The organism is Bordetella sputigena, from assembly GCF_965137885.1.
Taxonomy (GTDB): domain Bacteria; phylum Pseudomonadota; class Gammaproteobacteria; order Burkholderiales; family Burkholderiaceae_B; genus Bordetella_C; species Bordetella_C sputigena.
Genome location: NZ_CBCSCA010000001.1, coordinates 559,339 through 572,938 on the forward strand (window position 1 = coordinate 559,339; position 13,600 = coordinate 572,938).

Here is a 13,600-nt window from a genome sequence, read left to right on the forward strand (position 1 = left end):
CGGTGCTCCGTCAGTTCAATTCGGCAGTGTGGCGCGCATACAGCGCGCGCAGAGGCGCCAATGCCGCGGCCAGGCGGTCGAAGGCGGTTTCCCGCTCGCCATCCAGCCGCTGCGCGTCCTCCAGGGAAATCATTTCAAAGCGTATGGTGCTACCTGGCGCCGTCTGTGCCAAGAGCGGCAGATCGACGCTGGCGACCTGGGCGATCTTCGGATAGCCGCCGGTGGTCTGGCGGTCGGCCATCAATACGATGGGCGCGCCGTCGGCCGGCACTTGTACCGTGCCGAAGCAGGTGGCCTCCGACAGCATCTGGCGCGGCGCGGCCATGGCCAGCGCCGGGCCGCTGAGCCGGTAGCCCATGCGCTCGGACTGCGGCGTCACCAGGAAAGCATCGCCGGCGAAGGCGTCGCGCGCGGCCTCGGTGAAGTCGCGCCATTGCCGTCCGGGCATCGCCCGCACCGTGCCGCGGGCCTGTGCGGCCAGTGTCGACGGCAGGTACAGCCGTGTTTCCCACAGGGCGTCTTCCAGCTCGTCCAATCGGTCGGTGCGCAGGCCTGCGCGCAGCCCTACCGTATCGCCCTTGGCCAGGGCGCGGCCTTCATAGCCGCCGAAACCGCTGCGCAGATAGGTGCTTTCGCTGCCCATGATGCGGGGCAGGGCGAAGCCGCCGTGGACCGCCAGATAGGCGCGCAGGCCTGGCGACGCCCCGGCCGGTAGTGCTTGTGCCGGCGCGCCGGGTGGCGCTTCGAAGGCCAGGGTGTCGCCGGCGCGGGCCAGCAGCGGGCGGTTGGTCGGCAAGGGTTTGCCGTTCAGCGTGGCGCCCAGCGACGCTCCGCCCAGCGCGAAGCAGGCGGCGCGGTCGAAGCGCAGCGTCGGTCCACGCAAAGTGATTTCCAGCGAGGCCGTGCGCGCCGGGTCGTTGCCCGCCAGCAGGCTGGCCAGCCGGTGCGCACGCGGATCCATGGCGCCCGCCGCCGGGATGCCCTGGTGCTGATAGCCCAGTCGGCCCAGGTCCTGGAAGGACGACAGCAGGCCCGGTTTCAGTACGGAGATGGTCACTGGCTTCCCCGGCCAGAATCCGCGCTCGCGGCACCCGGGCCGGGCGCGGGGAAGGGTGCGCCTTCCGGGCGCCGCGCGACTTCCTCCTGTTCCAGCCGCATGCGCGCGAACGTGGCCGCGTCGATAGGCACGAAGCGGACGCGATCGCCGGGTTGCAGCAGGGAGGCGGGTTCGCGCGCCGGATCGAACAGTTTCAAGGGCGTGGCGCCGATGATGTTCCATCCGCCGGGCAGGCGGCTGGGGTAGATGACGGTTTGCCGGTTGGCGATGGCGACCGAGCCCTGCGGCACGGCGGTGCGCGGCGATGCGCGCCGCGGCAGGTCCAGCCGGGCGTCGTGTACGCCGATGTAAGGGTGGCCGGGCGCGAAGCCCAGCATGAACACCATGCTGCCCGGCCGCGAGTGCAAGGCGACGACTTCATCCGCCGTGATGCCGGCGGCATGCGCGACGTCCTGCAGATCGGGACCATGTTCCCCGCCGTAGCAGACCGGGATGTCGATATCGCGCGCGGCGCTGTCGGCATCGGGAATGCCGCGGGCCAGCAGTTGCTCGATACGCTCAGCCAGCGTGGCGAAGGTCGGGCCGGCCTGGATCGTGCCGCCCTGGATGGGGCTGCCATGGCCACCGCCTTCCCGCCCAGGCAGCGGCGCGTAATGCACCGCCACGGCCACGAAGGACGGCACGACGTCGGTGACGCCCGGCAGGGCGGCATCGCGCAACAAACGCGCGACGGCCAGGCAGCGCCGCCCGACCGCCGCATCGATGGCGTCGCCCAAAACGATCAGCAGACAGCGATCGCCCTGCGCATGGATATGCCAGGGCGCCGGCCGTTCAGGCGCTGCGCTCACGTCCCGCCGCGCCTACTTGGCGAACAGCGAATCCATGTTCTTGAAGGCCTTGAATTCCAGCGCATTGCCGGACGGATCCAGGAAGAACATCGTGGCCTGTTCGCCGACCTCGCCCTTGAAGCGGATATACGGCTCGATCACGAACTTGGTGCCGACCGCGGTCAGCTTGTCGGCCATGGCCTGCCATTGCTCCATGGACAGCACGGCGCCGAAATGGCGCACCGGCACGTCGTGGTCGTCGACCGCGCTGGTCTGCTTGTGGCCGCATTCGTCCGGCGCCAGGTGGGCGACGATCTGGTGCCCATAGAAATTGAAGTCCACCCATTCCGGCGCGCTGCGCCCTTCCGGACAGCCCAGCAGCTCGCCATAGAAGCGGCGCGCTTCGGCGATGTCCCGAACCGGGAAGGCCAGATGAAAAGGGGGCATGGCGGCTTGCGCACTCATACGGACGACTCCAGAGGTAGTGAAAACGAACCGCTAGTTTATGAATTGTTTTTTTGATTGAAAAACGATATTTTTTGAGACTAAGCCACAATTTTATGAATGCTCGCATAGCGCCATGCTGACCGAATTCCAGACCTTCGTCGCCGTTGCCCGCGACGGCACCTTCACCGGCGCCGGCCGGAAACTGGGCCTGACCCAGTCGGCGGTCAGCGCGCAGATCCGCCGGCTGGAGGAATTCCTGGGCGTGTCGCTGTTCGATCGCACCGCGCGCTCCGCCGCGCTCAACGACGCGGGACGGGAAATCCTGGCCCAGACCGAAGAGGTGCTCGGCCTGGTGAACCGCATGGTGGCGCAGGCGGGCAGCGGGCACGTCACCGGTTCATTGCGCGTCGCGGCCATCGCGTCGGTGCAACAGGACCTGCTGGTCAGCGCGCTGCGCCTGTTCCGCGCCGATTTCCCCGACGTCAGCGTGCGTATCGTGCCGGGCGTCTCGCTTTCGCTGTTGGCCCAGGTGGACGCGGCGGAGGTCGATCTGGCCGTGCTGATCCGTCCGCCGTTCAACCTGCCGCACGAATTGGCGTGGCATCCGCTGATGAGCGAGCCCGTGGTGCTGGCGGTCGCCGCGGACCTGCCCGGCATGACGTGGCGCGAAGCCCTGGCCAGCCAGCCCTTCATACGCTATGAACGGGCGTCCTTCGGCGGCAGGCTGGTCGATGCCTTTCTACGGCGCCATCGCCTGGCCGTGCACGAGGCCGTGGAGCTGGACGAGATCGACGCCATTGCCAACCTGGTACGCGCCGGCCTGGGCGTGGCGCTGATGCCGCGTACGCGGCACCTGGATGCCGCGGGGCTGCGGCTGCTGGACCTGGGGACGGCCGGCTTCGATCGTGAAATCGGCATCGTCATCCGCCGGTCCGTCGACGCCAGCGGGGTCGCCGCCCGCATGGTGGCGTGCCTCAAGGCCGCCGCGCCCGTTACGGGCCCGTCCGCGAGCGACGCGGGGTAAGGGCCCGGCGCGCCGGGCCTAGATGCGCTGGCAGCGTATCGTCACCGGGTGGCCGCACAGCGTGCGCATGATGTCGTCGCTGACCACGCCATCCACGTCGGTCACCACATAGCCGATATCGCCGCGGGTTTGCAGGTTCTGGCTGACGATGTTCAGCCCATGCTGCGCCAGCAGGTTGTCCAGCGTCCCGAGCGCGCCCGGCAGATTTCGATGGATGTGCAGGATGCGCGCGCTGCCGGTCCGTTCGGTAAAGGGCAGCTCCGGGAAATTGACCGCCCACTTCGTGGTCCCGGCCTGCAGATAGCGCACCAGTTTTTCCGCCACCTCGCGGCCGATGTTTTCCTGGGATTCCTGCGTGCTGCCGGCGATATGCGGCGTCAGGATGACGTTCGGCATACCGATCAGCGGGTTGGCGAGCGGTTCGTCCACGCTCTTGGGCTCCACCGGGAAAACGTCCAGCGCCGCGCCGGCCAGATGCCGCGAGGCGAGCGCGGCGTGCAGCGCGTCGATGTCGACCACCGTGCCGCGCGACGCGTTTATCAGTATCGCGCCCTGTTTCATCTGCGCCAGCGTTTCGGCATTGATGATGTTCTCGGTGCTGCGGCCGCCCGGCACGTGCAGCGTAACCACGTCGCTTTGCGCCAGCAATTCGCCCAGCGTCGTCACCGCGTGGGCGTTGCCCAGCGGTAGTTTGGCCTCCACGTCGTAGTAAACGACGCGCATGCCCACGCTTTCGGCCAGCGTGCCCACCTGGGAGCCGATGTTGCCGTAGCCGATCACGCCCAGCGTCTTGCCGCGCGCCTCGAAGGCGCCGGACGCGGTCTTGTCCCAATGGCCTTCATGCACCCGGGCGTTCTTCTCGGGAATCCGGCGCAGCAGCATGATGGCTTCCGCCAGCACCAATTCGGCCACGGAGCGCGTATTCGAAAAGGGCGCGTTGAACACCGGCACGCCATGGTTCATGGCGCTGTCCACGTCCACCTGGTTGGTGCCGATGCAGAAGCAGCCCACCACGCGCAGGTCGCGCAGCTGTTCGAAGTGGGAAGCATCCAGGTGCGTGCGCGAGCGGATGCCCACGACTTCCGCGCCTTCCAGCGCGGCGCGAAGCTCGGCCGGCGGCAGGGACGACGAGTACGTCTGTATATCGGTGTAGCCCGCATCGCGGAACACCGCGACGCCACTGGGATGGATATTTTCGAACAGGACGATACGCGTCATGCTGCAAGCTCCCTGCTTAAGTTGCCCGATTCGGGATCGCGCGGCCGCACGGCGCGCGCTGGAAAATCGCGCAATCATCATGCCAGGGAGTATGGGCAGGGTGCGGGTAAACCCCACCCGCGGCAGGGCGAATCGGCGGTCGCCGCCGGCGCGGCGACCATTGACCGTGCGCGCCGCGCCTGGCGCGCACGGCGTGGTCGTGGCGGCTCAACCGCCGTCGCTCTCGACCACGCGGTCCGGCGGGAAGATCAGCGAAAACGTGCTGCCCTTGCCGACCTCGCTGGCGATACTCAGCTCGGCATCGTGGCGCATGGCGATGTGCTTGGTGATGGCCAGGCCCAGGCCCGTGCCGCCCACCGCGCGCGAACGGCCGCGATCGACGCGGTAGAAACGTTCGGTCAGCCGCGGAATGTGGCGTGCCGCGATGCCGATGCCCGTGTCCTGCACGCTGTAGCGCGCGCCGCCTTCAGGCAGGCGCTCCCAGCGTACGGTGATCGTGCCTCCCTCCGGCGTATACCGCACCGCGTTGGTCAGCAGATTGGATATGGCGGACGACAGCTCGCTTTCGGCGCCCAGCAGATCCACGCCTTCGTCCAGCAGCCAGGTCAGCGCATGGCGTCCCGCCGACAGGGCCTCGGTCTGCTGGCGGGCGGTCTGCAGCAGCGCCGCCATGCGCACGCGGTGCGGCTCGGCATTGGGCGAGGACTCCAGGGTCGACAGCGTGAGCAGGTCGGCGACGATGGCCTGCATACGCTGCGCCTGTTCGTGCATCATCGTCAGGTATTGCTCGCGCTGGTCGCGGCTCAGGGCCTCGTCCGGCATCTCGCGCATGGTCTCCAGGAACCCCGCCAGCACCGTCAGCGGCGTGCGCAGCTCATGCGATACGTTGGCGACGAAATCGCGCCGCGTAGTCTCCAGCTTTTCGATCTGCGTGACGTCGCGGGTGATCAGCAGGCGCTGGTCGCGCGCATAGGCCGTCAGCTGCATCATCAGCAGGCGTTCCTGGCTGCCGACCGCCATGCGCACCAGGATGGGCTCGGGCCAGTCGTCCTGGCGGCTATATTCGATGAACTCCGGCGCCCGCACCAGGTTCAGCAGATTGCTGCCGCGGTCGGCCGGCAGGCGCAGGCCCAGATGCTGGCGCGCCACGCGGTTGCACCAGTCGATCTGCAGATCCTGGTTCAGGGTGACCGCGCCGTCGGGAAGCGCCTGCGCCGCGGCCAGCATGCCCTGCATGGCGTCGCGGCTTTCCATCAGCTGGCGCGCCTGGCCGCGCAGGTAGCGGTACAAGGGCGCCAGGATGTCGTCCCACGGGCCGACCGCCGCCGGCGGCGCCGATTCGGGATTGCGCGCCCACTGCGACACGCGCTGCAGACGGGCGCTGCGGGCCAGCAGCGTGACCGCCAGCCCGATGCACATCAAGGCCCAGCCCAAGGGATTGCCCAACAGCCATTGGGCCAGTACGGCCAGGATCGCCCAGGCGACGATCACCAGTATCGTGCGCAACAAAATCATTGTGCGGTGGTTTTACCGGGCGGCAGCTGGGCTGTAAAGCGGTAGCCGCTGCCGCGGACCGTTTCCACATGCATATCGTGGCCAGTGGGCTCCAGCGCCTTGCGCAGGCGGCGGATATGGACGTCGACGGTGCGCTCTTCCACGAAGACGTGGTCGCCCCATACCTGGTCCAGCAGCTGCGAGCGGGAAAACACGCGCTCGGGATGCGTCATGAAGAAATGCAGCAGGCGGAATTCGGTCGGGCCGATCTGCAGCGGATGCCCGGCGCCGTTCAGGCGATGGGTGACCGGATCCAGCTTCAGGCCGGCCACGTCGATGACGTCGTCGGTCAGCTGGGGCGCGCGCCGCCGCAGCACGGCCTTGATGCGCGCCATCAATTCCTTCGGCGAAAACGGTTTGGTGATGTAGTCGTCCGCGCCCGCTTCCAGGCCGTCCACCTTGTCCTGCTCCGATCCCTTGGCCGTCAGCATGATGACGGGGACCGTGCGCGTGCGTTCTTCGGCGCGCAGCTTGCGCGCCAGGGACAGGCCGGACGTTCCCGGCAGCATCCAGTCCAGCAGGATCAGGTCGGGCAATTCCGCGCGGATCAGGGTCTGCGCCTGGTCCGCGTCGAAGGCCCGCAGCACTTTGTGGCCAGCGAACGACAGATTGACGGCGATCAGTTCCTGGATGGCGGGTTCGTCTTCGACAACAAGTATGGTGCTGGACATGGTGGTTGCTACGTCACGTGGCGGGCCGGATAAGGGGAAGGGCGGCGAACGTTGCGATAGTATGGCCGTAATATTTCAGGTATGTGACGCACCGCCTCCGCCGGGCGCGCCGCGACCCGTCCTGTCGCCGGCCGGCGGTCAACGAGCCCATCCGACCGCCCCATGTCCCCGCGGTCGCGGCGCACCCCGCGCCGGGTGGCGCTGGCGCGGCCCGGCGGGCGCCTCAGGGGCCGGCCCGATCGGCTACCATAACCGGTTGTTTCGGGAATCCATTATGCAAAACCGCAATTCCGCGTCCGACGGCGCCTCGTCTCCGGGCACCACCCATTTCGGATTCAAGACCGTCCAGGAAACGGAAAAAGCCGGCAAGGTCGCCGAGGTCTTCCATTCCGTGGCTTCGCGCTATGACGTCATGAATGACCTGATGTCGGCGGGACTGCACCGGGTCTGGAAGGCTTTCACAATCGGCCGCGCGGCCGTGCGGCCCGGCATGAAGGTGCTGGACATCGCCGGCGGCACGGGCGATCTGGCGCGTGCTTTCGCGCGCCGCGCCGGCCCGGAAGGCCAGGTGTGGCTGACCGATATCAACGAGTCCATGCTGCGCGTGGGCCGCGACCGGCTGACGGATGACGGCCTGCTGCTGCCCATGGCGGTCTGCGATGCCGAGCGCCTGCCGTTCCCGTCCGCTTACTTCGACCGGGTCAGTGTGGCCTTCGGCCTGCGCAATATGACCCACAAGGACCGTGCCCTGGCGGAGATGACCCGCGTCCTCAAGCCCGGCGGCAAGCTGCTGGTGCTGGAATTCTCGCGCGTGGCCAAGCCCCTGGCGCCGATGTACGACTGGTATTCGTTCAACGTACTGCCCTGGCTGGGCCGCAAGGTCGCCAAGGACGAAGAAAGCTACCGCTACCTGGCGGAATCCATACGCATGCATCCCGACCAGGAAACACTGGCGGGCATGCTGCGCGATGCCGGCCTGGAGCGCGTGCAGTATTTCAATCTGACCGCGGGCGTCGTCGCCCTGCATGAAGGCGTGCGCCTGGCCTGACCGGGCGCCTGTCCGGCGATCGCGATGGTCGCCGGCGCGGTGGCCTGTCCACCCCGCTTGACCGCGGGCGGCAGGCAGGTGTGGCGGGCAGGTGTGGCAGGCAGGGACGGCCGGCGGCGGGCCCCGGCTGGCCCGCTGGCGCGGCGCGCTCCCCCCACGCGGTTTCCGACCCGCGGCGGCTTCCACGCCCGCCGTGGCGCCAGCGCCGGCGCGCGTTCTTCCGCTTACTTGTTACGCAGCCCAAAGTCGGATATTCTGTGGCTGTTCAGGTTTCTGTAAGAAAGCCCTTGTCCGGCAATTCGGCCCCGTTTCGGCGCGGGCCGCCGCGCCGGAGGCCGATGCGGAAACCCTCATAACACTACAGGAGCACATCATGTCAGGCCATTCTTATCGCCGATTCCTGGCCGCGGCGCTTATCGCCGTGACGGGCACGGCCATGGTCGCTGCGTCTTTCGACGCTGAAGCCCGCCGCGTAGGCGGCGGCAGCAGCATCGGACGCCAATCCCCCAACGTGACCATGCAGCGCCAGGCCACCACGCCGCCCGCCGCCACCGGCGCCAACGCCGGGGCTTCTTCCGCCGCCGCCCCGGCCGCGGGCGCGGCTACCGCGGGCGCCGCGGCTGGCGCCGCCACGCGCGGCGGCGCTTCGCGCTGGCTGGGGCCGATCGCCGGTATCGCCGCCGGCCTGGGGCTGGCGGCGCTGCTGTCGCATCTGGGCCTGTCGGGCGCGTTCGCTGAAATGCTTTCCAGCCTGCTGCTGATTGCGCTGGTGGCCTTCGCGGTGCTGTTCATCATCCGCCGCCTGCGCGGCGCCGGTCCGCGGCCGGCCATGCAGGGCGCTTACGGCATGGCCCGCCAGGCCGATGAGCCGGCCCGGCAGGCTCCCGCCTGGCGCCAGGCTTTGCCCGCCGCTGGCGCGGCCGGTGCGGCCGGTGCGGCCGCCGCCACGCCGGCAGCCGCCCAGGTCGGCGCGGCGCCCGCGGCCGTGCCTCGCGCCGACGCGGACGGCAACTGGTTCGTCCCCGGCGATTTCGACACCCAGGGCTTCCTGAAGCAGGCCAAGGAACAGTTCGTCCGCATCCAGGGCGTGTGGGACAGCGGCGATACCGACCGCCTGCGCGAGTACCTGACCGATGACCTGATTGTCGAGCTCAAGCCGCAGCTGATGGAGCGCAAGGGCGCCGCCAACCATACCGAAGTGGTGCTGCTCAATGCCGAGCTGCTGGGCATCGAAGCCGTCTCCGACGGCCACCTCGCCAGCGTCCGCTTCTCCGGCATGCTGCGCGAAGAACCCGGCGCCGAAGCCTTCCGCTTCGAAGAAGTCTGGAATCTCTTCAAGCCGACGCAAGGCGGGTGGCTGCTGGCAGGCATACAGCAGATCCCCGTCCAGTACGCCAGCTGATCCGGTTTTACCGTGCTTCCGCGGTTTGCCTTGCTCGGGCAACCGCCCTCACGCCGGCTCCGTAGGGGCCGGCTTTTTTTTGCCGTAGGGCCGTCCCAAGGCAAAAAGCCCGCCTCGGGGGGCGGCAAGCCGGGTTACCCGCGCGGCGTGGCGCATTTTTTCATCGCCGGATCCGCCATCGCCCGCCGGTTAAACTTGCGGTCTGACCACCCATGGCGCCATGGCGCCACGTCGTAAATTCATGCTGCCTATCCCTGCCTTGCCCGACCCCGGTCGTCCCGCCGTAAGCGCGCTGAACGCTCTGCTGCGGCGAGAAGAGTGGGCGCGCGCGCGCCTGGCCCGCCACGCCGGCAAGACGGTGCGCCTGGCCGTGGGCGCCCTCAAGTTTTCCCTGACGATCGATAGCGAAGGCCATGTGGATCTGGCCGACCCGGCGGTGGTCCCCGACGTTACGCTGACGGCGGATCCGGCCCGCTTCAGCGTCGCCCGCCTGTTCCAGGCCCATGCTGCTTCCCCGGCCGGCCGCGCCGAGGCGGCGACGGGGACTTTCAGGGTCGGCGCGACGCCGGCGGGCGCCGACGATGCCGCCGCCGCGGCCCGAGCCCGCGCCGACGCCGTCGCCGACATGATGCATATTTCCGGCGATGCCGGCCTGGCCCAGGTCGTGGCCGAGCTGGCCGCGCATCTGCGCTGGGACGTCGAAGACGATCTGGCCCGCTGGTTCGGCGACATCCCGGCCGCCCGCCTGGTCGGCGGCGCGCGCGCCTTGTCCGCCGGGCTGCGCGGCGCCGCCACTCGCCTGCGCGATAACGTGATGGAATATCTTGCCCAGGAACAGCCTGTCCTGACCCCGCGACCGCTGTTGCAGGCCTGGTCCGGCGATGTCGCGCGCGCGAGCGCCGCGCTCGACGCCATCCAGGCGCGCCTCGCCGCGCTGCAGGCGCGTTTGCGGAATATCGATGACCGGCGTGTAACCCCGGCGCGGGACGCCGATGTCCTGGACAGCCGCGACGCCGCGCTGCCCGGCAAAGGCGGCGCCTGAACGATGCTGACCATACTTCGCTTCATTCGCATCATGCTCGTGGCAAGGCGCTACGACCTGGACGAGCTGGTGCTATCCGGCCTGAACCATCCCCTTGCCACCCTGCTGTTGCGCGTCACGCGCTTCGGCAGGCGCAAGCCGCGCGCGCCGCGGGGTGTCCGGCTGCGCCGCGCGCTGGAATCGTTGGGGCCCATCTTCGTCAAATTCGGCCAGGTGCTGTCGACGCGGCGTGACCTGATCCCCGCCGATATCGCCGCCGAACTGGCGCTTCTGCAGGACCGCGTGCCGCCGTTCCCGTCGGAGCAGGCGGCGCAATGCATACAGGCCGCCCTGGGCGCCCCGCCGGCGACCCTGTTCAAGCACTTCGAAGTCGACCCCGTGGCCTCGGCTTCCATCGCGCAGGTGCATTTCGCGGTATTGCACGACGGCCGCGAAGTCGCCGTCAAGGTGCTGCGCCCCGGCATGCTGGACATCATCGAAAAAGACCTGACGCTGCTGCGCACGCTGGCGTCGGTCATCGAACGCCTGGGTCCGGACGGACGGCGCCTGAAGCCGCGCGAAGTCGTGGCCGAGTTCGACAAATACCTGCACGACGAGCTGGACCTGGTGCGCGAGGCCTCCAATTGCAGCCAGCTGCGGCGCAATTTCGGTCCCGAAAGCGGTCGCGGCAGGATGCTGATCGTGCCGGAGGTGATCTGGGAGTTCACGGCCAATACGGTCTTTACCATGGAGCGCATGTACGGCATTCCGGTGGGCCAGACCGAGCGCCTGCGCGACGCCGGCATCGACATCCAGAAGCTGGCGCGCACCGGCGTGGAGATTTTCTTTACGCAGGTGTTCAGCGATGGCTTCTTCCACGCCGACATGCATCCCGGCAACATCTACGTGTCGGATCGCCCCGAAACGCTGGGGCACTATATCGCGCTGGATTTCGGCATCGTCGGTTCGTTGTCCGAGTTCGACAAGAACTATCTGGCGCAGAATTTCCTGGCCTTCTTCCGCCGCGATTACCGGCGCGTCGCGCAGCTGCACATCGAATCCGGCTGGGTGCCGGCGGATACGCGCGAAGAAGAACTGGAAGGCGCCGTACGCGCGGTATGCGAGCCTTATTTCGACCGGCCGTTGTCCGAAATCTCGCTGGGCCAGGTGCTGCTGCGCCTGTTCCAGACGTCGCGGCGTTTCAACGTGGAAATCCAGCCGCAACTGGTTCTGCTGCAAAAGACCCTGCTGAACGTGGAGGGCCTGGGCCGCGAACTGGATCCCGATCTGGATCTATGGAAAACCGCCAAGCCCTATCTGGAACGCTGGATGCGCGAACGGATAGGCATGGCCGGGCTGAAAAAGCAGATGGAGAAGGAAGCCGCGCAATGGTCGCAGATTCTGCCGGCCATTCCGCGGCTGGTGCACGACCGCCTGAACCGGCCCAATGTGGAGCCGGCCGTGCTGCTGGAGCTGGTCCAGCTGCGCAAGGCGCAACAGCATACCAACCGGCTGTTGTCGGTGGTGGCGGCGGTGCTGGCCGTCGCGGTGGCCTTGATCATCTGGCTGTCCACGCGTTGAGCGCCCGGGTCGGGCGGCTCGTCATGGTTCTGCCATAAATCTGTCATCACGCCTTCGCATGCAACGGCGATAAAGGAAGCCCGCGAATGGGTTTCAAGCCGTCGCCTTGCGCACGTCTCCGTCTCGCGTGCGCATGCCAAATCTATAAGTGGGGCGCGCCCGGGCCGCCAGCCTATACACGGCGGCAAGAGCGCGGGGGATATTCAATTAATTTCGGACCAACACCATGCTTTATCCGCAACTCTTCAAATCCATGGAAGCCGTGCGCTGGAATATGTCTACCGACATTCCATGGGATGACTTCGATGGCGCCAAGCTGTCCGATGAACAGGCGCGGACCATCAAGATGAACGCCATCACGGAATGGGCGGCCCTGCCGGCCACGGAAATGTTCCTGCGCGACAACCATGGCGACAGCGATTTTTCCGCCTTCATGTCGGTGTGGTTCTTCGAGGAGCAGAAGCATTCGCTGGTGTTGATCGAATACCTGCGCCGCTTCCGTCCCGACCTGGTGCCGACCGAGGAAGAACTGCACAAGGTGCGCTTCGAGTTCGATCCGGCGCCGCCGCTGGAAACGTTGATGCTGCATTTCTGCGGCGAAATCCGGCTGAACCACTGGTACCGCTGCGCCGCCAGCTGGCATACCGAGCCGGTGATCCAGGCCATCTACAAGACCATCTCGCAGGATGAGGCGCGCCATGCCGGCGCCTATCTGCAGTACATGCGCCGGGCGCTGTTCGAGCGTGGCGCGACGACGCAGGCGCAAGCCCGCCTGGCCTTTTCCAAGATCGGCATGCTGATGGCGTCGGCCAGCCGCACCTCGCAGGCCATGCATCCCACCAATCTGCACGTCAACAAGGCCATGTTCCCCAACGACACGGTGCAGTCGCGCCTGCCCGAGCCGGGCTGGCTGGAGCGTTGGCTGGATACGCAGATCCGCTTCGACGGCGTGTGGGAAAAGAAGGTCGGCGACCGCATCCTGCACATTCTTTCGAAGCTGCTGGATCGCAGCTTCGAGTCGGTGAAGGACCTGAACCGCTACCGCAAGGAAATCGTCGCGCTGGTCGAGCGCGGCGGCGATGTGGTGATGGACCGTGCCGCCGATTCGCGCGGCATGTCCTCGCTGGTGCTCGGCTGAGGCCGGCTCCGCCGGCCTCGCCGGCGGGTACATGGCGAGCGGCAGGGCCGGCCGATCTAAAATGCGGGCATGACAGCCCGCTTCGAATCCAAAATCCTGACCCCGCGGCAATGCCTGGACGCGCTCGCCGACGGCCGCCTGCCGCGCCCGCTGGTATTCACCAACGGCGTGTTCGACATCCTGCATCGCGGCCACGTCACCTATCTGGACGAAAGCGCCCAGCTGGGCGCTTCCCTGATCGTGGCGGTCAATACGGATGCCTCGGCGCGGCGCCTCGGCAAGGGGCCGGAGCGGCCGCTGAACAATCAGGAAGATCGCGCCGCGTTGCTGGCGGCGCTGGCCTGCGTGGACGCCGTCACGTCATTCGACGAGGACACGCCCCTGGAGCTGATCGCGCAACTGCGCCCCGACATCATCGTCAAGGGCGGCGATTACGATATGGAGAAGCTTCCGGAGACCGCGCTGGTCAGGACCTGGGGCGGCCGCGCGGTGGCGGTGCCCTTTGAATTCCAGCGGTCGACGACGTCGCTGGTGCGCAAGATACAGGGCACTTAGTACAAGGTCCAAGGCACTGGGCCGGCCTTGGCGTGGCACGCCTCGTACAGGCGGCGC

At 67.7% G+C, this 13,600-nt stretch carries 12 protein-coding genes and 1 pseudogene; 7 read left to right on the plus strand and 6 right to left on the minus strand.

Annotation, left to right across the window (positions count from 1 at the left end):
- Positions 1 to 10 precede the first annotated feature (10 nt).
- The 3 genes and pseudogenes from ACNA0R_RS02630 to ACNA0R_RS02640 form a co-directional block, all read right to left on the minus strand.
- Positions 11 to 1,057 (minus strand): 5-oxoprolinase subunit C family protein, encoded by a 1,047-nt coding sequence (locus tag ACNA0R_RS02630; RefSeq protein ID WP_415824326.1) that lies wholly within the window; start codon positions 1,055 to 1,057, stop codon positions 11 to 13.
- Between the two features lie 86 nt (positions 1,058 to 1,143).
- Positions 1,144 to 1,905, minus strand: a pseudogene (pxpB, locus tag ACNA0R_RS02635) (5-oxoprolinase subunit PxpB); the annotation flags it as partial.
- Between the two features lie 12 nt (positions 1,906 to 1,917).
- Positions 1,918 to 2,349 (minus strand): VOC family protein, encoded by a 432-nt coding sequence (locus tag ACNA0R_RS02640; protein WP_415824327.1) that lies wholly within the window; start codon positions 2,347 to 2,349, stop codon positions 1,918 to 1,920.
- 115 nt (positions 2,350 to 2,464) lie between these two features.
- On the opposite strand from ACNA0R_RS02640, the gene ACNA0R_RS02645 reads away from it, so the two are divergent.
- Positions 2,465 to 3,355 (plus strand): LysR family transcriptional regulator, encoded by an 891-nt coding sequence (locus tag ACNA0R_RS02645; RefSeq protein ID WP_415824328.1) that lies wholly within the window; start codon positions 2,465 to 2,467, stop codon positions 3,353 to 3,355.
- Between the two features lie 18 nt (positions 3,356 to 3,373).
- Here ACNA0R_RS02645 and serA read toward each other — a convergent pair whose 3' ends face one another.
- From serA to phoB, 3 genes are all read right to left on the minus strand, one after another.
- Complete coding sequence (gene serA, locus ACNA0R_RS02650; protein WP_415824329.1) at positions 3,374 to 4,573, minus strand: phosphoglycerate dehydrogenase; 1,200 nt, start codon at positions 4,571 to 4,573, stop codon at positions 3,374 to 3,376.
- Between the two features lie 207 nt (positions 4,574 to 4,780).
- On the minus strand, positions 4,781 to 6,088 hold the full coding sequence (phoR, locus tag ACNA0R_RS02655; protein ID WP_415824330.1) for a phosphate regulon sensor histidine kinase PhoR: 1,308 nt from the start codon (positions 6,086 to 6,088) through the stop codon (positions 4,781 to 4,783).
- Positions 6,085 to 6,798 carry a phosphate regulon transcriptional regulator PhoB gene (gene phoB / locus ACNA0R_RS02660; protein WP_415824331.1) on the minus strand — a complete coding sequence of 238 codons (714 nt, stop codon included), beginning with the start codon at positions 6,796 to 6,798 and terminating at the stop codon, positions 6,085 to 6,087. Before phoB ends, phoR begins: the two co-directional genes overlap by 4 nt.
- Before the next feature lie 274 nt (positions 6,799 to 7,072).
- Between phoB and ubiE the strand changes: the two genes are divergently transcribed.
- From ubiE to rfaE2, 6 genes are all read left to right on the plus strand, one after another.
- A complete protein-coding gene (ubiE, locus tag ACNA0R_RS02665; RefSeq protein ID WP_415824332.1) occupies positions 7,073 to 7,846 on the plus strand; it encodes a bifunctional demethylmenaquinone methyltransferase/2-methoxy-6-polyprenyl-1,4-benzoquinol methylase UbiE in 774 nt (257 codons plus the stop codon).
- Between the two features lie 373 nt (positions 7,847 to 8,219).
- Positions 8,220 to 9,248 carry a Tim44 domain-containing protein gene (locus ACNA0R_RS02670; protein WP_415824333.1) on the plus strand — a complete coding sequence of 343 codons (1,029 nt, stop codon included), beginning with the start codon at positions 8,220 to 8,222 and terminating at the stop codon, positions 9,246 to 9,248.
- 241 nt (positions 9,249 to 9,489) lie between these two features.
- A complete protein-coding gene (locus tag ACNA0R_RS02675) occupies positions 9,490 to 10,290 on the plus strand; it encodes a ubiquinone biosynthesis accessory factor UbiJ (RefSeq protein WP_415824334.1) in 801 nt (266 codons plus the stop codon).
- A 3-nt stretch (positions 10,291 to 10,293) separates the two neighbouring features.
- Positions 10,294 to 11,850, plus strand: a complete 1,557-nt coding sequence (ubiB, locus tag ACNA0R_RS02680) for a ubiquinone biosynthesis regulatory protein kinase UbiB (RefSeq protein ID WP_415824335.1) — start codon at positions 10,294 to 10,296, stop codon at positions 11,848 to 11,850.
- Positions 11,851 to 12,076: 226 nt separating this feature from the next.
- Entirely contained in the window at positions 12,077 to 12,988 is a 912-nt protein-coding gene (locus ACNA0R_RS02685; protein WP_415824336.1) for a ferritin-like domain-containing protein, read from the plus strand.
- A gap of 69 nt (positions 12,989 to 13,057) precedes the next feature.
- Positions 13,058 to 13,543 carry a D-glycero-beta-D-manno-heptose 1-phosphate adenylyltransferase gene (gene rfaE2, locus ACNA0R_RS02690; RefSeq protein ID WP_415824337.1) on the plus strand — a complete coding sequence of 162 codons (486 nt, stop codon included), beginning with the start codon at positions 13,058 to 13,060 and terminating at the stop codon, positions 13,541 to 13,543.
- Positions 13,544 to 13,600: the final 57 nt, after the last annotated feature.